This window comes from Thalassotalea litorea, assembly GCF_043642205.1.
In the GTDB taxonomy this organism is placed as follows: Bacteria; Pseudomonadota; Gammaproteobacteria; order Enterobacterales; family Alteromonadaceae; genus Thalassotalea_A; species Thalassotalea_A litorea.
The window spans coordinates 52,042-71,978 of record NZ_JBHZSG010000006.1; the positions used below are offsets into that span (position 1 = coordinate 52,042).

17 protein-coding genes and 1 pseudogene are annotated in these 19,937 nt (G+C 43.0%); 10 read left to right on the forward strand and 8 right to left on the reverse strand.

The annotated features are described in order from the left end of the window. Positions 1-97: 97 nt before the first annotated feature. Positions 98-439 carry a hypothetical protein gene (locus tag ACHUFQ_RS04765; RefSeq protein WP_394173487.1) on the reverse strand — a complete coding sequence of 114 codons (342 nt, stop codon included), beginning with the start codon at positions 437-439 and terminating at the stop codon, positions 98-100. 82 nt (positions 440-521) lie between these two features. Then, positions 522-1,862, reverse strand: coding sequence for a hypothetical protein (locus ACHUFQ_RS04770; protein ID WP_394173489.1), 1,341 nt, complete (start codon positions 1,860-1,862; stop codon positions 522-524). A 75-nt stretch (positions 1,863-1,937) separates the two neighbouring features. Here ACHUFQ_RS04770 and ACHUFQ_RS04775 point away from each other — a divergent pair, with 75 nt between their 5' ends. Continuing rightward, positions 1,938-2,639: a hypothetical protein gene (locus ACHUFQ_RS04775; RefSeq protein ID WP_394173491.1), complete on the forward strand. Its 702-nt coding sequence runs from the start codon at positions 1,938-1,940 to the stop codon at positions 2,637-2,639. A gap of 482 nt (positions 2,640-3,121) precedes the next feature. Here the strand turns inward: ACHUFQ_RS04775 and ACHUFQ_RS04780 are convergent, their stop codons facing one another. From ACHUFQ_RS04780 to ACHUFQ_RS04795, 4 genes and pseudogenes are all read right to left on the reverse strand, one after another. Continuing rightward, positions 3,122-4,015, reverse strand: coding sequence for a CBS domain-containing protein (locus tag ACHUFQ_RS04780; protein WP_394173493.1), 894 nt, complete (start codon positions 4,013-4,015; stop codon positions 3,122-3,124). 14 nt (positions 4,016-4,029) lie between these two features. Continuing rightward, entirely contained in the window at positions 4,030-4,734 is a 705-nt protein-coding gene (sfsA, locus tag ACHUFQ_RS04785; RefSeq protein ID WP_394173494.1) for a DNA/RNA nuclease SfsA, read from the reverse strand. A 191-nt stretch (positions 4,735-4,925) separates the two neighbouring features. Next, positions 4,926-5,303, reverse strand: coding sequence for a YkvA family protein (locus ACHUFQ_RS04790; protein ID WP_394173496.1), 378 nt, complete (start codon positions 5,301-5,303; stop codon positions 4,926-4,928). 111 nt (positions 5,304-5,414) lie between these two features. Continuing rightward, positions 5,415-5,531, reverse strand: a pseudogene (locus ACHUFQ_RS04795) (DNA/RNA nuclease SfsA); the annotation flags it as partial. Positions 5,532-5,662: 131 nt separating this feature from the next. Between ACHUFQ_RS04795 and pepB the strand changes: the two are divergent. Continuing rightward, the gene (gene pepB, locus ACHUFQ_RS04800) at positions 5,663-6,952 is read left to right on the forward strand and encodes an aminopeptidase PepB (RefSeq protein ID WP_394173497.1); all 1,290 of its coding nucleotides are present in this window, start codon (positions 5,663-5,665) and stop codon (positions 6,950-6,952) included. Positions 6,953-7,170: 218 nt separating this feature from the next. Here the strand turns inward: pepB and ACHUFQ_RS04805 are convergent, their stop codons facing one another. Both ACHUFQ_RS04805 and thpR read right to left on the reverse strand, forming a co-directional pair. Then, positions 7,171-8,091, reverse strand: coding sequence for a UbiA prenyltransferase family protein (locus ACHUFQ_RS04805; RefSeq protein ID WP_394173499.1), 921 nt, complete (start codon positions 8,089-8,091; stop codon positions 7,171-7,173). Positions 8,092-8,214: 123 nt separating this feature from the next. Further along, complete coding sequence (gene thpR, locus ACHUFQ_RS04810; protein ID WP_394173501.1) at positions 8,215-8,775, reverse strand: RNA 2',3'-cyclic phosphodiesterase; 561 nt, start codon at positions 8,773-8,775, stop codon at positions 8,215-8,217. Between the two features lie 277 nt (positions 8,776-9,052). Here thpR and ACHUFQ_RS04815 point away from each other — a divergent pair, with 277 nt between their 5' ends. The 8 genes from ACHUFQ_RS04815 to nirB all read left to right on the forward strand — a co-directional run bounded on the left by ACHUFQ_RS04815 (position 9,053) and on the right by nirB (position 19,915). Then, on the forward strand, positions 9,053-10,279 hold the full coding sequence (locus ACHUFQ_RS04815; protein WP_394173503.1) for an alginate export family protein: 1,227 nt from the start codon (positions 9,053-9,055) through the stop codon (positions 10,277-10,279). 208 nt (positions 10,280-10,487) lie between these two features. After that, the gene (locus tag ACHUFQ_RS04820) at positions 10,488-11,105 is read left to right on the forward strand and encodes an ANTAR domain-containing response regulator (RefSeq protein ID WP_394173504.1); all 618 of its coding nucleotides are present in this window, start codon (positions 10,488-10,490) and stop codon (positions 11,103-11,105) included. After that, positions 11,098-12,186, forward strand: a complete 1,089-nt coding sequence (locus ACHUFQ_RS04825; protein ID WP_394173505.1) for a CmpA/NrtA family ABC transporter substrate-binding protein — start codon at positions 11,098-11,100, stop codon at positions 12,184-12,186. The genes ACHUFQ_RS04820 and ACHUFQ_RS04825 overlap by 8 nt, the downstream gene beginning before the upstream one ends. A gap of 357 nt (positions 12,187-12,543) precedes the next feature. Further along, on the forward strand, positions 12,544-13,881 hold the full coding sequence (locus ACHUFQ_RS04830) for a CmpA/NrtA family ABC transporter substrate-binding protein (RefSeq protein ID WP_394173664.1): 1,338 nt from the start codon (positions 12,544-12,546) through the stop codon (positions 13,879-13,881). Positions 13,882-13,932: 51 nt separating this feature from the next. Then, positions 13,933-14,931, forward strand: coding sequence for an ABC transporter permease (locus tag ACHUFQ_RS04835; RefSeq protein ID WP_394173506.1), 999 nt, complete (start codon positions 13,933-13,935; stop codon positions 14,929-14,931). 265 nt (positions 14,932-15,196) lie between these two features. Further along, positions 15,197-16,045: an ABC transporter ATP-binding protein gene (locus ACHUFQ_RS04840; protein WP_394173508.1), complete on the forward strand. Its 849-nt coding sequence runs from the start codon at positions 15,197-15,199 to the stop codon at positions 16,043-16,045. 13 nt (positions 16,046-16,058) lie between these two features. Then, entirely contained in the window at positions 16,059-17,261 is a 1,203-nt protein-coding gene (locus ACHUFQ_RS04845; protein WP_394173509.1) for an alginate export family protein, read from the forward strand. A gap of 122 nt (positions 17,262-17,383) precedes the next feature. After that, positions 17,384-19,915, forward strand: a complete 2,532-nt coding sequence (gene nirB / locus ACHUFQ_RS04850; RefSeq protein ID WP_394173510.1) for a nitrite reductase large subunit NirB — start codon at positions 17,384-17,386, stop codon at positions 19,913-19,915. Positions 19,916-19,937: the final 22 nt, after the last annotated feature.

The window sequence follows — 19,937 nt, forward strand, 5'->3', positions numbered from 1 at the left end:
TACATGCTAACTCGACTATTCCAGTGAACGTCATGATGACGTCAAAATTATCTGCTTTCTTCGACGGCATATTTTAATCGGAATTTGCCAAAGACTATCAATCGAAAATTTTCTCAGCTGAGAATTGGAAAGCTAACTTTTTCCCTGCTTCTGTTATCTGGTATTTAAGCCTGGGGTTATCACTAAGGACAGGCTCAATAATTGCAGGAGTAAGTCGTGAAATTATTTCATCGAATTTGTTTGGTCCAAACAGTTTCGATAGCCTTCTTTTACTGTAACCAGGATGCATAGATATAGGGTTCATGTCCTTATAAATTATAATGGTAGAACCTAGTATGAGCCTTGCAAGGTTTGTTTTCTGTAAATCGGTGAGCTCGTTGATGTAGTCAAACTTTTGACCAAGAAATATTTCAAATTGTTGCTCTATGTTTTGGTACATGTTTACCTCCAAAGGTATGTCGATTGTTTAAAAAATTAGTTAATTTACAAATGAGTTGCCGCAGAAAAATTGTATCCCCTACTCATGCGGCAGTTTTATATTCCCAGTCTGACAAATCGAATTTGATGGGCGTTTCTTCGACAATGATGTGAAATCCAGTTTCCTGAAAAATTGCTTCTTCGATTAGCTGTGAATTTAGTTTGGTTTTGCTAACCCAACCATCATGCATTAGCAGCACGATGTCGTTGCTGTACAATTTACCGACGATATTAAGCATCCTGGCTTCAATACCTTGCAATAAATGACAGAAAATTTTTGAATTTGTAGTCTGTTTGGAAATAGCTTTTCTCATCACATTGATAACCTTGTTTCCGTGGGTATGCGAATGCTTGAGTATGGCTTTTCGCGCTTTTTTGATGTCGTCATTCAGGTTTTTTACGGCGGGGTGGTTGATTAACAAGCGAATCTTTTCGGGACCAATTAAACGAAATAATTGAGATTCAAAGCTGGGAACCAGCTTTGCACCGTAAAGCAGAGATATCAGCGCCTGTTTCACGATTTTTATATCAAGATCTGTTTCCTGAGCAATGAGCTTTCGAACAGTTGCTTTATTAGATATGTAGTGCTCGATGAACGGGACCTCGACACCGTAAGAACGGCACAGTTGACTCATTATAGTGAAATGACAATTGGCTATATCGTAGTCCCAACACCCATCTAAAGCGGCTTCTCGAACCATCTTGGGTTGATATTGTAAATGGCAGCCTTGGCCGTACAAGCGACCGCTATTGGCTTCCTGATAGTAGGATGGAAGGCGATTATTTGAATCCAATTGTTTGAGAAGTAAATGACAGGAAATAGCATATCGGGATTCATGCTCTTCTAATTCATCTGTAGCTGGTTCAGCCCATGATGAAATCGCCAAGAGGTTTTGCTTGTTTATTTTCACTGTATTACTAAGTGTGAGTTTGCACTTAGCATTATTGAAGTTTTTATCCCGACTACGAATGGCTTGATGCGTTTCCTTGTGACGTGTTATTTGGGAACCAGATGCTTTTTCAGATTGATCTGACTGGCAATATTTCAAGAATAAGCCTTTAGCCTCAGACGTTATTTTGTAAGCTCTTGTTGTGCCTTTCGCATGGTTGTGATTAACCGTTTTTGCAACTAATTTTGGTATAGTTAACTCAACTATCTTGTTGAATTTTGAGCGACCAAATAGTTGGTTAAGTTCATGGGAAGACATTGAAAAACTATCCGAATCGAAATTATGGCGTCGCTTTTTACTGTTGATGTATTCAATGATCATTTTCGCAAAGTTTGTTTGTTGTTTGGCTGCTAATCGACTGAATTGATATACCTCGCTTTTCAGGAATTCAGCGAAACCAACGATAAAGCTTTTTGGGAATTGATTTTTCATCATATTGCACCCGAAATTTGTAATTAGTTTTAGATATCTATATGGTTTAAACCTTCTATCCTGTTGCGAAATGATAAAATGATTGGGGTAATGCTAAGCAGTGGCGATTTTGAGAGCCTAAATGGTTCGGAAGGCTTTGAATTACTTGTTAATTCTATTGAAACTGGTGAAGTAAAAAAATTCTTGTCGAATGGTCAATGGATTGAGCTTGTAGAACAAGATCGGTTTGAATTTAGGCAGAAACTGAGTGGGTTTATTGAAAGAGCGGCTAGCAAAAATTGTCATGTGTTCTTTTACTTGAATGCGAGTAGAAAGTTAATAATCAGGATTTATTTACTGGAAAAATTACAGAAATTTAATGAGGACTCAAATCCAGGCTCAAATCCGGACTTAAGTCTGGAGTTTTTGATATATAGCCCAGGAAAAGAAAACGTGTGCAATAAAAATGTAGACGATGAATTGGATACTTTAAAAAGGTCACTATCGAAATTGCGAACAAATTTGAAGCGACAAAAGGTGCGTAGGAAGCTTACAGACGAAGACAGACAGTTATCTAATACAGGTGCTGCTAATGCGGCAAGAAAGGCCAATTCTGAAGCATATGCGTTCTACATTAACGATAAAATTGAAGAAATAATGAAAAATGAATCTAAGCGCACGTTAGAGTCAATTGCTGATGAGTTAAATAAGCTTGGTTACGAAACCAGAATGGGGAAACCTTTCACACCCAATTCAGTGCGAAGGGTAGCTATGATTGTGAAGGCCAATAGAAATACATAACTATATATGTAATTATATTAAATATAGATATGTATATATTATTATCTATGTATAAGATATCAATAATCATTAATGTTACAAAAGGTATATCGTTATTGTTCTTAACTTGCTGTTTTTAATGGTTTATATTGGTTTTTGTTATTGTTCTTGATGTGCATTTATGGCACGTGATTTTGCAGTGTATTTTTGGTGGTTTTACTTGGTGGAGATCCAGTGTGAACGAAGAAAATATGAAGAATAAACCATTAAACCAGCGAGTGATCGACAAAGACAATATATGTGTCAATTGTCGATACTACTGCCATCATGGAAGCCGTTGGGGAATCCGGTGTTCCCACATACAAAACCGAGATGAATCGGGAATTCCCAAAACAATTCCTGCGAGAACCCATACGTGCGAATATTTTTCACTTCGAATTGATGAAGCTTAATTGCTTATCGTTCAAACAATCAATGATTTACATTCCAATAAGCTTATTTAGTTAAGTACCTATGGTATTCAACACCGCATGTTGTTCAAATGCGTGTGCATGATCTTTAGCTAGCTGCTCTATCATTTGGTCTGACTCCATTAGAAAGCCCTCTGCCGATTCAAGTGTAGTTGCAAAGTCATTCCACGAAATATTGGCAATAACTGAACTTTGACTGTGGGCCAATTCGTTACGCATTTTTTCTATGATCTTTAATAGCTTATCGAATCTTCTTCTAGAGAAATTGAATTGTTCACAAAATAAACTGGTTCTACTGAGGATATCTCGCTTATCAGCTATTTGAATGCAATCCAAAAGCATCAAATCCTGATTTTCACCTTTACGCATCTCGTAAATCGATTTTGCGATTTTTAACCGTTTTTCATTAAGATGTTTCGTCCAATTGTCGTGAGCGTGAAACTTTCGAATCCAAAAATTGATGTGCATTTCAAACAATGAAATTATTCCGAAGATATATACTCGAACCGGAGGTTTGTTTATATCAGCTTTGGTTACTATTCCTACGACTTGGTTGCCATGATTGACGTACGCCAATTCCTTTGTTTTTAATACATTCAACAAGTCGGCTAGTGGTGTTGAGTCTGAAATTACTTGATCTATTGAAATTTTTTGTAGGTGATTTTCAATGTTATGACCGTTTAGATTTTTTGTTTCTATGTAACCTATTATTTGCTTGTGTTCATTTACTACACCTGCTTGATCGAATTCGCGGACTTCTAGTTCATGTTTCACGTGTTCAGGAGCATCGCTAATTTGGCAACAAAATAATGGTTCGAAAACATCGTGGACTGTGACGTTATCGACAAAGATTTTTTTTAAAGATGAGAATCTGGTGCCTTTCCTTCTGTATCCCGTTGTTGGTGATACCCATAGCTGGTAACCCATCATAATCCCTTATCTTAATTCCAAAATTTAATCCTATTATTAATTACGATTTCTGCTGATTGCAAATTTGCTTTATAAGCCAAAATTTCAACACCAGCTCGAATTGCTAATTCAATTAGTTGGGCATAGGCAGGATCGATGTGTGAGGCTGGCTTGACGGACTGTATGCCTGAATGCAGCACTGCGAAAAATAATACAGCACGTTTACCTGAAGTAGCAACATCGATCAACTCTCGTAAGTGTTTTTGCCCGCGCGTTGTTACGGTATCGGGAAAGTAACCTTGGTTATTTTCCAGTAACGTAACGCTTTTCACTTCAATGTATGCGTCTGGCTTTTTACCATTCGTTAATAGGATATCGATTTTACTGTTTTCACTACCGTACTTTACTTCTCGCTGCATATTCGCATAGCCCGTTAATTCATCAACAACACTGTTATTGATTGCTTCTTCAACAAGTTGATTGGCGCGAATAGTGTTTACACAAATTAGGTGATTTTCAACGGTTTCGGTGAGCTCCCAGCTAAAAGGGTACTTACGTTTCGGGTTATCAGAAGTGCTGTACCAAACAGCATCATCAGGTTCTGCGCATCCAGACATCGCACCTGTATTAGAAACGTGTATGGTTGTTTCTGTACCATCTTCAAGGATTACATCAGCTAAGAAACGTTTGTAGCGTTTAATCAATCGAGCTTTATTTAAAGTGGGTTTGAACTTCATTTTTAGAATCGATTTTCTCAGGAAATTAAGCCACTAAAATGGTATCACAATCAATAAATCGTGAATTGCTAATTTAGAGGCAGATTGCGAAAGTAAGTGAAGTTTTAAAGAAATACAAAGCTATGTTTAGAATAAAAAATGTTCGGTTTAGTTAGCCTGATCTCGGTGATCAGGCTTGATAGTCAAGAATCCTAGTTTAAAAGATCATTAACTTTTTGCTTGGCCTTTTTAATTACTTCTTCGTCTATGCATGAGGAAACCTTAACTAAGGCTGCAGCAATAATTGCAATATCGTCTGTATAACCAAAGATTGGCGTGAGGTCAGGAATAGCATCTATTGGCGAAATAAGATACGCCAATGCACCGTAAATAACTGCTTTATCAGCAGCCCCACATTTATCGCTGTCTAGCGCATAATAAAGCTGAAATACTTTACTAAGACCTTCTTCACCGATGCTTTTGCAATACTTTTTACATTTCTCCCAAAAACTTGATTCTGAATAGTCATCAATCTTAATGTTTGAGGGAATAATTTCATCTTCACCAAGTGATTTAGCTTCATTCGACATCGTAACTCCTTGTTTTATATTGATGTTAATTGACACTTTATCTGTTCTTTGAACAATAAAGCAAGCAATAGATGTATAATGAGTTTTCTATTTTAAAGGTCACTAATAACAGCCGGTATTGGGGCAGTGTATGGTAATAACGCTGCCATCATTGAGTTCGATGTCGGCGAGAAAGCGTTTGTAGCGCTTGATGAGTTTGCCGGATTTTAAGGGCTGAGGGAACTGCATATATGTTGTAATCGACGGCTTGTGTTACGCAAATTTAACACGTCGGCCTACTCTTGAAAAATTGAATACTTGCGAGTCTACCAGCCCTTGCCTCTATAATGTAGGCATCTTTTTTAATGGTGGAACCAAATATGAGTAAAACAGCGATTATTGAATTATCGCAATCGAATCAATTTTCCGGTTGGCAACAAAGTAACTCAGTCGTGGTCAAAGATGATGTTATCTTTGTCAGAGTCGAGGATATCAATCATCCTGATTTGCGATCCATTCAAAAGGCGGGTCGAAAAATCGAAGCTCTGGGAGTCGAAACGGCGCAGCTGCAAGGGGATTTTTGGAGTGAACACGCCCAATGGGCATTCGCGCAGGGCTTTACCAAGGTGGGAAAACTGGAGAACGTGCTATTTTGCGGTGATGCCGATATGGTCAACCGATTACATCAAAAGCAGGCCGTGTATGCCTGGTCTCGCGATTTAATCAATCAAACACCATCACAGTTAGTACCGGTGTCTCTGGCCAATCAAGCCGCAGATTATTTAAAAACTTTGGCACCGGATGCGATTCATATCGATACCATCATTGGTGAAGATCTGGAAACACGGGGCTGGACCGGTATCTACAATGTCGGGAAAGGCAGCGTGAATCCGCCTGCGATGTTAACCGTTGATTATAATCCCGGGGGGGATGCACACACACCGGTTTACGCGGTCTTAGTCGGCAAAGGCATTACCTTTGATAGTGGTGGCTACTCGATAAAGCCGAGTGCCGGTATGTTCTCGATGAAATGCGATATGGGTGGCGCAGCAACGGCGGCAGCGGCACTGGCGCTGGCCATTCAATGGGGCTTGAATAAGCGGGTGAAGTTGATTCTGTGTTGCGCAGAAAACATGGTCAGCGATCATGCTTATAAACTTGGTGACATTCTCACTTATAAAAATGGTACAACCGTGGAAATCGCCAATACTGATGCGGAAGGTCGCTTGGTCCTTGCTGATGGTCTGATCGCTGCCAGTGAAGACAATCCACAGATGATTATCGATGCCGCCACCCTGACCGGTGCCGCAATGTCAGCTACTGGTGGTGAATACAATGCATTGTTTGCTATGGATACGTCATTAGTTGCCAATGCGCTTGCTGTCGCCAATGAAGTTAACGATCCCGCCTGGCCATTACCCTTAGAAAGCTTTCACCTGAGTAAATGCCCATCGGCATTTGCCGATACCGCCAATTCCACCACCCAAAAAGGCGGCGGATTAGGTGGTGCCAGTAATGCTGCAGGGTTTTTGGCACGCTTTGTAAATCCAGGTGGCAAAGGTTGGTTACATATCGATTTGTCTGCCTGTTATCACGAACGTAGCAATAGCATGTGGTCGGCGGGCGCAACCGGAAGCGGTATCGCCACCATTACCAATCTGATTTTGTAAATCAGTATCTGAATACGGTAAACCGCTGCAGGTTTTACTCAGCGGCTTGCCGTGGTTGGCAACGAAAATTGCCCTTAATTCTTCAAAACGCGAGTTGTTAGATATGGTTGAGCCTGCCTGGTATTACCCATTACGACCGCTAGTGCATGCCATAGTATCCTGACAGCATAGACAGCTTTAACAGCTTAGGAAACTTCAATTAAAGACAGAATTTCCCGTTACCACATCAACCCGATAATGAAGAGTACCCAGAACGAGAAACTGGCTATCCCGGTTTTCGTCATCTGGCTTTGTGCGATTTCTATATCTGGCAGGTGGCGAGTGGTGATAATCGTCGCTGCCAATGATGGCAGGGCAAAAACAAAGGAAAAACACAGCCAGGGTAATTCTTCACTAACGATAAATAACACGGTACATATAGCGGCAAAAACCAGAGCAATGGTCTGAGCATTTAAAAGATTGTTAATTGCTGGCGGTGACTGCACCAAAGGTGCCGTGTCGTTAGCGACCTGTAACGATTCGTGAGTGGAAAAGCGAATGATGATCTGTTCGCTAAACCAGGTCATAACCGCCAGGCTTCCCGCGGCGGCGGCAATCCATCCATCGCTGATTTGCAGGCTGGCCGTGTGCAGGTAATGGCTGATAAAAAACGGCAATATTCCACAAAGCAAGGCCATGGCTGTTAACGACATTATTTGTCCGAATCTATCGACGGGTAATCCACGACGGGTTTTATGGCGCAACACTGACAGTAATAATAGGCTGCAGATGATCATTAAACTCATACTGATAGGAGCTACTGCTGTGCTTGCAAATGTCAGGCTGCCAAGCGCCAGACAAAAAAGGATGAATAATCCTAAAATAAGTTTAAGCATGATCGATTGCACATGTTGATGTTGCGCAGATTGAGCACTTGATTGAAGCTTACTGGCGTGAATGATAAATGCCCGTTGGTAGTCGCTGGCGAGGTTAGTAACAATCTGACCTAACATGGCGATAAATAAGAGACCGGAGAATAATCGACCGTCAACGACGCCTTCAAAAGCCGCGAGGCCACTACCTAAAATAATTGCACTACAGGGAAGAAAAAAACTGCGGGGACGAATAGCGCCAAGCAGTAGTTGCACATACAGGGACATTAATTATTCTCAAAAATGGAAATTTGCTCAGGGATCTTATACCACTTATGTGAACCACTCATCAGGTATTTAAAATTTATTAACACCAACATCTCACATTTTAAAACTTGCCGCACACATCAATTAGCGCAACGGCCAGCACGTTAATTCATTGTAGACCACCCCCGTCGGAGTCGATACCGATTCAAATAAGGCGAATCGTTTAACCGTCATCGATATCGAAAACGGTTGCTGTCCGGTAACTGGGGTTTTCACCTTGCGAGCAATCGTTATATGGGGGGTAAATGTGTAGCCAGCGCTTGGCGTTTGTGGCGGCAGAATGTCATCAACTAAGGCATTGACTTGCTGGGCCAGTGATTGCAAGGCCTCAGGTGTATGGGAAAGCCCCAGGTATAAAACTTTTGGCTTTTTAAAATGTCCGAGTTGATTCAGGTTCAGGGATATTTGGCGAGTGATGATTTCATCGGTTGCTGTGGTTAATTGGCAAACCTCTAAGGGCGTACAGTGACCGATGTAGCGTAAGGTTAAATGATAATTTTCTAATGCAATGTTGTGTTGCTGCGCAGGCAAGTTGCGATGACACCAGATATTAACCTGTTGTTTCTGATCGTCATCCAGAGATAACGCGAAAAACACGCGTTTTTGATCCGAGTTGTTCAAGCGAGAGCCTCTGTATATATACATCTAGCAACTGTGCCTGGTCATCGTAAACGTAAACCAAAATGGACCAGGGTGTCTAAAATACGCTTCTGATTTTGCTGCCTAAGATCGATGTAACCTCATTATAGTAGAGCGTAGTATGCTCCGAATGTGGCCGTTATGTTGGTGATAAAAATGCTGGCGAAATAGGTCTCTAGTTGTCTTTATGGATTCTTGAATAATACTTGTAGCAGGATTTTATGCCATTTTATTGATGTAAATTGTTGAACCTCACTGAATCATCTACCGGGAGTTTGTTGTTATGAATCCTGTGAAAACCCGTTACTTAACCAATGCCAACTTGTGTCCATCCGTGTTGGCCTCACTCGTATTTTCTTCGTTGCTTGCCTTACCTACAGCAAATGCCGAAGAAGACGAAAATGACTTGTTTAAGGCGGATTTTCGTCTTCGCTATGAAGCGGTAGATCAGAATAATGCGCTCAAAGATGCGGAGGCGTTGACGCTAAGAACCACGATTGGCTTGCGCACACCCAAGATACTGGGATTCTCTTTTTATATTGAGGGAGAAGATTCTCGACCAGTATTTGGCATTGACGATTACAACGACACCTTAGGAATGAATCCCGACTATTCTGTGATTGCCGATCCTAAAACGACCGAATTTGATCAAGGCTATTTGCAATTTAAGACCAAAAATATGACAACGCGATTAGGGCGTCAGGTCGTCAACCTGGATAACCAACGTTTTGTCGGAAGTGTTGGCTGGCGTCAGGATAAGCAAACTTTTGATGCCTTCAGTTTTGCCTGGACACTACTCGACAGTTTTACCGTAAATTATACCTATATTGATCAGCGTAACCGGATCTTTGCTGATGAACAGGACTTGGATAGTAAAGATCATCTGGTCAATCTGTCCTGGGATACCGGTCTGGGTACCTTGATCGGCTATGGCTATTTATTGCAAGAAGATGAGGGCGTTCGCAATAACAATGACACTTATGGTATTCGCTATCAGGGACAGTTAAAGGCTTTGGGACAGCAATGGTTATTGAATGCGGAATATGCCGAGCAAACACTGGAAACAGAACTGTGCAGTTTTAAGCCCGATTACTACCTGGTCGAAGCCGGTATTCATTTCAGTGCATTAACCTTTATGCTTGGCTATGAATCTCTGGGCAGCGATGATGGCCAGGCAGGTTTTGCCACGCCGTTAGCGACCTTACATAAATTTAACGGTTTTACCGACCAGTTTTTAACGACACCAGATCAAGGCCTGAATGACTGGTATGCCAGTGTAGGGGGCAGTCTCTTCTCGGGGAAATGGGGTCTGGGCTATCACGACTTTGAGGCGGATGAATCGGCCCCGCTTGTTGATGATTTTGGTAAAGAATATAATGCCCAATACACCTATGAATTTGGCAACCATTTTTCTGCAGGCGTGAAATACGCAAATTATGATCGTGGCGACCTTGTCAGCGGTAAAGTCGATACCGATAAATTCTGGGTTTGGCTTGGGGCGACGTTTTAACCGCTAATCCTCGTCAAGATGCGCCATTTTGGCGCATCTTTGCTTTAAGTTAATTCATTTCTCGACAGTTTTTTTTTCATTCATCACAAATTCCCTTGTTATCGTGGGTATAGACGCATTTGATTAACTGGCACAGAACTTGTAAGTGAATTGCATTGTGCAGTGTCTTCTGCGCGTCGACTTGGTTAAATAAACAATAAATGTGCCGATGAGTATTTTGAAATCAGATACCCAGCCCCCGCTTAAACTTTTGCTCGTGGATTACAATAGTCACAAGACACATATCTTGTCTGAGGCTTTTGACAATGAACACTATCAAATTGAATGGGCATCCGCGTCTGGAATGCCGTTACTTCACCGTGTCCGAGAGTCAAAACCGGATATCATTATTATCGATATTGAGTCACCCGACCGGGATATGCTCGATAGCCTGAATATGCTGTCGGCAACCGCCCCTAAGCCTGTAGTAATGTTTTCTGAGGACCAGAACAGCCAGGTAATCACGGAATTAGTCAAGGCGGGTGTTAGTGCCTATATCACCGGCGGTGTCGATACCCAAAGAGTTCGCTCAATTATTGATATCGCATTAGCTCGGTTTAAAGAACACCAAAACTTAAAGCAGGAACTGGCAGATACGAAACAAAAACTGTCCAGTCAAAAAGTCATTGAACAGGCAAAAATCTGGCTGATGGAAAACAAGCATTGCTCCGAGAAACAGGCCTACCATCATATTCGTAAAATCGCTATGGACAATAGTCAAAAAATGGAAGACGTGGCCAGGAATATCCTGTCTCTGGCTAATATGCTCGGAGGTAGTCATGGTTAATTTTACATCTGAAAAGCCGTCACTTAACGTTGGCTTTATGCCTTTGACCGACAGTGCGCCACTCGTAGTGGCCAAAGAATATGGCTTTTTTGAACGCTATGGACTTGATGTCACGCTGGAAAAACAAAACTCCTGGGCAACCATGCGCGATAAAGTTTGTACGGGATTGCTTGATGGCGCGCAGATGCTGGCTCCCATGCCAATTGCCAGCAGTTTAGGCCTTGACGGGCAGCGCATTCCAATGATTACCCCGTTTGTTTTAAGTCGCAATGGCAACGCCATTACCTTGAGTCATAAATGGTATGCGCATCTGGGTGAACACCGGTTGAACGATGGACAGCCGGTTAGTGCTAAGGCGATTGTGCCTATTGTAAACAAGAAAGCTGAACAAGGTGAGAAGCTCAGGCTAGCAACTGTATTTCCGTATAGTTGTCATTATTATCAGTTGTTGGATTGGTTAAGTGCCGGCGGTATCGACTTAAATCAAATTGAGTTAATTATTATTCCTCCGGGTAACATGATCGCGGCATTGAAAGCCGGTGACATTGACGGTTTTTGTGTCGGCGGCCCATGGAATGCTTTTGCCGTGCGCGCACAATTAGGGTTTACCGCCGCGACTTCATCTGACATTTGGAACGATTTTCCGGAAAAGGTGTTAGGGGTTTTAGCAAGCTGGCAGATGCAAAATCCACAGACCTGTAAAGCTCTGGTGCATGCCCTGAATGATGCCTGTCATTGGCTCGAATCGATCCCGAATCGATTTGAAGCGGCTCAGCTGTTAAGTGGCTCTCAATATTTAAATATGGATTTAAATATTATTGCCCCATCGTTGCTTGGTAGTTGCTTAACGTATAAGGACTTGCCACCAAGACAGATAAAAACCTACAACCAGTTTGCCGACTCTGAGTCGGTAAACTTTAATTGCCCGAGTCTTGAAGATGGCAGCTGGCTATTGGAAGTGATGCAAAAATCCGGGCACTTGGCGAATCCAACCCATGCGATGTCACAATTGCCACATATTTATCGACAAGATTTATTTCACGAGTATTTCTCTGTTAGTCAGGATCTTGCACCAAGATAGTTATGTGGTTTGCACCCAATGGATGCAAATTGGTGAGCTTTTACTCTAATGGTTTTTTGGTATCTGCCACTAAAGCCAATAAAAATACGGTTTTTTCATCTTGGCATTTAATATGCATTAACTCTATCAGGTGCAACAGCGTACCTTTAAATGCCCTACGGGGCGCTCAAAAAATTATTTAACTAATAGAACTGCAACGGCGTAGTCTTTCATTAGTTTGGCATCGAGGCCTGACGTGACCAATCTCATATCGTGGGGATCGGTGACGGCGGGCTTTTTTATTTGGAGAAAATTATGTTTCAACTTTCAAAATCAGGTTCAAACAAAATGATCAAACGAATAGGCCATGCATTCACTATGGCTATTGCAGCGTTCAGTTTTGTTACTTCTACACAGGCACAAACGTTAGGTTATCCAGAAAAGGAAGAGCTGACTTTTGGGTTTATAAAACTTACCGATATGGCACCGATTGCCATTGCTTATGAAAAAGGCTTCTTCGAAGATGAAGGTCTTTATGTCACCATCGAAGCTCAGGCGAATTGGAAAGTTTTGCTTGATGGTGTTATTGATGGCCGATTGGATGGCGCGCATATGTTGGCGGGACAGCCAATTGCGGCAACCATAGGTTATGGTACCAAAGCCAAGATTATCACCCCATTTTCCATGGATTTAAATGGTAACGGTATTACCGTTTCTAACGAAATCTGGGAGCAGATGAAAGGCAATATTCCTAAGCAAGCCGACGGTCGTCCAGTCCACCCGATCAAAGCCGACGCGTTAAAGCCGGTAGTTGATAAGTTCCGGGAAGAGGGTAAGCCTTTTAATATGGGCATGGTGTTCCCTGTATCTACCCATAACTATGAATTACGTTATTGGCTTGCCGCTGGCGGTATCCACCCAGGCTTCTATGCGCCGCACAAAGGCGATACGTCGGGTCAAATCGATGCACAAGCTCTTCTTTCCGTAACACCTCCGCCGCAAATGCCTGCAACATTGGAAGCTGGCACTATCTATGGTTACTGCGTTGGCGAACCATGGAACCAGCAGGCCGTATTTAAAGGTATTGGTGTTCCGGTAGTAACCGATTATGAAATCTGGAAAGACAACCCGGAGAAGGTGTTTGGTATCTCGGAAGAGTTTGCCAATAAATACCCAAATACAACGATCCGTCTGACCCGAGCACTTATCCGTGCAGCCCAATGGTTAGATGCAAACGACAACGGCAATCGTCCTGAAGCCGTGAAAATTTTGTCTGAGTCTAAATATGTTGGTGCCGATTACGAAGTTATCGCCAATAGCATGACGGGTACGTTTGAATACGAGAAAGGCGACAAGCGTTCTGTACCGGATTTCAACGTATTCTTCCGTTATAACGCGACCTATCCCTATTACTCGGATGCGATTTGGTATCTGACCCAAATGCGTCGTTGGGGACAAATCAGCGAAGACAAACCAGACAGCTGGTACAAGGATGTGGCGTCACAAGTGTATCGTCCGGACATTTATCAAAAAGCGGCTCAATCATTGATTGATGAAAAAATCATGGATGCCAGCGTCTTTCCGGATTTTACCAAAGAAGACGGATTCCGTTCGCCACAAACTCACTTTATTGATGGCATCGTTTATGACGGCAGCAAGCCAAACGAATACATCAATAAGTTTGAAATTGGCTTGAAAGCCGGTGAAAAAATTTAATCTGGCCTGCGGCCATTAACCCTAACTCATGAATTTAACCAGGAGTATAAGATGAGTCTTTTAATCCGAAATCTGATCAACCTTGACCGGGAGCAGTCTTTCTCTGAACAGAGTCTGTTATTGGCGGGACAAAAATTAAAGCTAGCTTTATTGCCGATCCTCGGGTTACTAGGCTTTTTGTTGTTGTGGTCTATTGCCGCCAACAACGTTGACACTTCCTTGGGGAAATTTCCGGGGCCAGGAGCGGTCGCAACTCAGTTTGATAATCTGTATCAGGAACACGTAAGCGAACGGGAAAAGGAGCAGGCGTTTTATGAACGTCAGCACAAGCGTAATGCCGATCGAGTGCAAAAAGATCCAACGTATGTGCCTAAAATTCGTGCCTATACCGGTAAGGAAACATTTTTAGATCAAATATTGACGAGTCTTAAAACGGTGTTGAGTGGCTTTATTGTTGCTGCCGTAATCGCAATACCGCTCGGTATCGCAATTGGCCTAAGCCAGACGTTAAACCAGGCAATCAACCCGATCATTCAGGTATTCAAACCGGTATCACCTCTGGCATGGCTGCCATTGGTAACCATGTTGGTGAGTGCTCTGTATGTATCGGATGACCCATTATTTGCTAAATCTTTTGTGAATTCTTTAATCACCGTCACCTTATGTTGTTTGTGGCCAATGGTGATTAACACCTCTGTGGGTGTCGCTTCAATCAATCAAGATTGGGTGAATGTTTCACAAGTCCTTCGTCTTCCGGCATTAACCCATGTTCGCAAAATCGTACTGCCAGCCTCAATTCCAGCAATATTTACCGGCATGCGGATGTCTTTAGGTATCGCCTGGATGGTGTTGATTGCAGCAGAAATGCTGGCGCAAAACCCTGGGCTTGGCAAGTTTGTCTGGGATGAATTTCAAAATGGTAGTTCACAATCTCTTTCTCGCATTATGACTGCAGTGATTGTGATTGGTTTAATTGGCTTTTTACTGGACCGTGCAATGTTGCAATTACAGCGCTGGTTGTCCTGGGACAAAGCATCGGCAAAACGCTAACAGGGTCTGTTGACCCCACAATCTTAGCTTTTGTTCAAGCGAGTAAATAAAGCCAATAAGCCAATAATAACGAGCGGAAAAGATAATAAGGGCGCTAATTGAATTTTTGAACAAGGTTTGTTTTGCATCTGACCGGTTTTTTCTCTCTACCGTGCATAAAGCGCGAAGAAAAGAAAAACCCTGGTGCAAACCAAAACCATTCACGGTGAATGTGAAACGAGAAGACAAATAGCCCCTTGAGAATTAAGAAATTTGGAGAATAACGATGACTACGATTTTAGATATCAGCAAAATCGATATGGTGTTTCCAACCCCTAAGGGTGATTTTACAGCGTTGCAAAATGTCGATTTGAAAATCAAAAAAGGTGAATTCATTTCCTTAATTGGTCATTCCGGTTGTGGTAAGTCCACGGTGTTAAATGTGGTTGCCGGACTATATCAAGCGACGAAAGGTGCGGTGCTGCTGAATAACAAAGAAGTAAATGAACCCGGCCCTGAGCGGGCGGTGGTCTTTCAGAATCACTCGTTATTACCATGGTTAACGGCTTATCAGAATGTTGAGCTGGCAGTTAAACAGGTTTTTTCTAAATCAATGTCAGGCAAAGAAATGCAGGACTGGATAGAACATAACCTTGCCTTGGTACATATGGAACACGCGATGCATAAACGTCCGGATGAAATCTCGGGCGGTATGAAACAACGTGTGGGTATTGCCCGCGCATTGTCGATGCAACCGGAAATTCTATTAATGGATGAACCGTTCGGTGCACTAGACGCGCTGACCCGTGCCCATATGCAGGATTCTCTGATGGAAATTCAGGATGAGCTGAACAATACGGTGATCATGATCACCCATGACGTTGATGAGGCGGTTTTGTTGTCCGATCGCATCGTCATGATGACTAACGGCCCTGCTGCAACCGTTGGCGAAATCCTTGAGGTTGACTTACCGCGTCCGCGTGACCGTTTAGCGCTAGCCAGTGATCCAAGATACAACGAATTAAGGTCTGAAGTGTTGACCTTCCTTTATGAAAAACAACGAAAAATAGAGGTGATCGCCACCAGTGAACCGGCCAAAGTCAAAGCCGATGAATCAAAAATCGCGGTCGCCTGATAAGGAATTTATTATGTTAACAACAAAAAAAATCGTATCCCAAGCAATATCAAGCGCGCTACTGGTTAGCGTATTAGCACCGGTTACCGCTAGCGCATTCGCAGATGCTGGCAGTGCTAAAGTCGATTTTCGCCTGCGTCATGAGTCTGTATCTCAGGACAATGCACTCAAAGATGCCGATGCATTAACGCTGAGAACCACGTTAACTTACACCACGCCATCGGTTGGTAATTTTAGCGGTGTGGTTGAGTTTGAAGATTCCCGTGTTGTTTTCGGTATGGATGATTACAACAATACCCTGGGAATGAATACCGATTACTCCGTGATCGCAGATCCTGAAACCACGGAGCTGGATCAAGGTTTTGTGCAATATAGCAATGCCGGTTTTAACGCTAAGGTCGGTCGTCAGGTCATAACGTTAGATAATCACCGTTTTGTTGGCCACGTCGGCTGGCGTCAGGATAAACAAACATTCGATGCCGCAACTCTTGCCTATAGCGGTATTGATGATTTAACCATGCAATACAGTTACATCACTCAGCGTAACCGTATCTTTGCTGAGCAAAGAGATTTGGATTCTAAAGATCATCTAATCAATGTTGGCTACAAAACGTCGATTGGTACATTAACCGGTTACGGTTATTTGCTTGATGAAGATGAAGGTATCACCAAAACCTATGATACCTGGGGTATTCGTTTCGCCGGAAAAAGTTCGGGTGAAGCACTGTCATTTCTTTATACCGGTGAGTATGCCACCCAGTCGACTGAAATTAATGGTGCCGACTTTGATGCCGATTATTTCCTGATTGAAGGCGGTGTCGTGTTCTCAGGTATTACCGCCAAAGTTGGCTATGAGGTGCTTGGTAGCGATAACGGTGCCTATGGTTTTTCCACGCCGCTTGCGACTCTGCACAAATTTAACGGTTGGACTGACCAATTTTTAGGAACTCCGGCACAAGGTCTGGAAGATGCCTATATCGCATTATCTGGGAAAGTATTATCGGGCAACTGGTTAGTCGCATATCACGATTTTTCTGCCGATGACGGCACTGACCTAATCGATGATTTTGGTAGTGAATGGGATGCTCAATATACTGTGGCATTTGCCAAGCATTACAGCGCTGGCGTGAAAGTCGGATTGTATCAGGAAGGTGACAATGCCACTGGCAAAGTTGATACCGATAAAGTCTGGTTTTGGCTTGGTGCGAAGTTTTAATCAAATTGAAATTTAAGGGATACCACTTGTTATTTATGGGTGAATAAACAGGCAAGGTCTTGCTTGGTTCACAAGTCGATAACAAGTGGATTCAGAAACCTGGAAGTATAACGGGGAATATTATGAGTAATAAACAGCACATCGTCGTCGTAGGTAACGGCATGGTAGGCCATCATTTTGTTGAACAATTGAGCCAGTCAGCCAATTGCGAGCAATTTGAGATCACAGTGTTATCGGCCGAACCTCGTCTTGCCTATGATCGTGTACATTTATCGGAGTTTTTTGCTGGTAAAAGTGCCGATGATCTGGCCATGACCAGTATGGATTTGTATCAACAGTGGCAGGTAGATTTTCGTATCAATGCCAAAGTCGATACTATCGATCGTCAGGCGAAAACACTGACCACTCAAACCGGGGAAGTGTTTAGCTACGACAAGCTGGTGTTAGCCACTGGTTCTTACCCATTTGTTCCTCCGATTAAAGGTAATGATAATCCTGATTGTCTAGTTTATCGCACCATTGAAGATTTACAGGCGATATCTCACTGTGCAGAAAAAAGTAAAGTCGGTGTAGTTATCGGTGGCGGTTTATTGGGGCTGGAAGCGGCGAATGCGCTGCATAATCTTGGCCTGCAAACTCATGTTGTAGAATTTGCGCCTCAACTTATGGCGGTGCAAATCGATAAAGCCGGTGGTGAGGTTTTAAAACAAAAAATCGAATCTCTCGGTGTTCAGGTGCACACCAATCGCGCGACAACCCAAATTGTTGGAGGTGAAAGCTGCCGCCATAAATTGTGTTTTAGCGACGGTGAAGAATTGGAAACCGATTTAATCTTATTCTCTGCCGGCATTCGACCTTATGACGAATTGGCGCGCCAATCGGAATTAGACGTAGGTGAGCGTGGTGGTATTGTCGTCAATAATCAATGTCAAACCAGCGATGCAAATATTTATGCTATCGGTGAATGCGCCCTGTGGAATAACTTTATCTTTGGCCTGGTCGCACCGGGAAATACCATGGCGAAAGTTGCGGCACAACACTTACAAGGTGAGGATGCGGCGTTTACCGGTGCGGATATGAGCACCAAATTAAAACTAATGGGTGTTGATGTCGGCTCTATCGGCGATGCCCATGGCAAAACCCCAGGGTCATTAACGTATCGCTATGAAGATCAGGTTAATGGTGTCTACAAAACCATGGTAGTGGACAGCGAACAGAAGAAATTGCTTGGTTCGGTATTAATTGGCGATACCAGCGAATACGACAGTTTGCTGCAATACATGCTAAATGGCATTGATTTACCAGAGCAGCCAGAAAGCCTTATTTTACCATCGAATTCCGACAAACCCTTGCTTGGCGCCGATGCGCTGCCAGAAACCGCGACTTTGTGTTCCTGCCACAATGTCACCAAAGGCGATGTTATCACTGCCATCGATGGTGGCGCAGTGACCTTTGATGCGGTGAAGTCGTGCACTAAGGCCGGTACCGGTTGTGGTGGGTGTGCCGCGCTTGTAAAAGACGTTACGACCTGTGAGCTTGCGAGTCGTGGCGTGGAAGTGAAAAAAGACATTTGTGAGCACTTTCCATACTCTCGCCGTGAACTTTTTGATTTGATTAAGATTGAAAAAATAACCAACTATAAAGATTTGCTGGCCGCACATGGCAGTGGTTTGGGATGTGATATCTGTAAACCGACCGCGGCATCAATTTTTGCCTCGGTGTGGAATGAATACATACTCGATAAAAAACACCAGCCTTTGCAGGATACCAATGACACCTTTTTGGCCAATATGCAAAAAGATGGTACTTACTCGGTAGTTCCGCGGATCCCGGGCGGTGAGATTAGCCCGGATAAGCTGATTGTTATTGGTCAGGTTGCCAAACAGTACAATCTGTACACCAAGATCACCGGTGGCCAACGGATTGACTTGTTCGGTGCCCGCAAAGAAGAATTGCCTGATATCTGGCGCCAGCTCGTTGATGCCGGCTTTGAAACTGGCCATGCCTACGGCAAGTCGGTGCGTACGGTCAAATCCTGTGTCGGTAGTACCTGGTGTCGATACGGCGTACAAGACAGTGTTTCTATGGCGTTGTTTATTGAAAACCGATACAAAGGCATTCGCTCCCCCCATAAACTCAAGTTCGCGGTTTCAGGTTGTACGCGAGAATGTGCTGAAGCTCAGAGTAAAGATATCGGTGTTATTGCTACCGAAAATGGCTGGAATCTTTATGTCTGTGGTAACGGTGGTATGAAACCTCGTCACGCCGACTTGTTTGCAACTGATCTCGATGATGAAACCCTGATCAAATATATCGATCGCGTTTTGATGTTCTATATCGAAACTGCCGATCGTTTGCAGCGTACCTCTGTCTGGATGAACAATATGGAAGGCGGACTTGAGTATCTGCAAGACGTAGTGATCCATGACAGTTTAGGGGTAGCTGCGCAACTTGAGCAGCATATGGACAGTATTGTCGGCACTTATCAGTGTGAATGGAAAACCACCTTGGAAGATCCTAAAGCTCTGGAACGCTTCAAGCCGTTTGTCAATTCCGATAAGCCTGATAGCAACATTCAGTTTGTGGATGAGCGTGGTCAAATCCGTCCAGCCCGTAAAGAAGAAAAAGCCATTGCCGTGGTTGTTCAGGATTAACGGTTCAAATTAACGAGAGGAA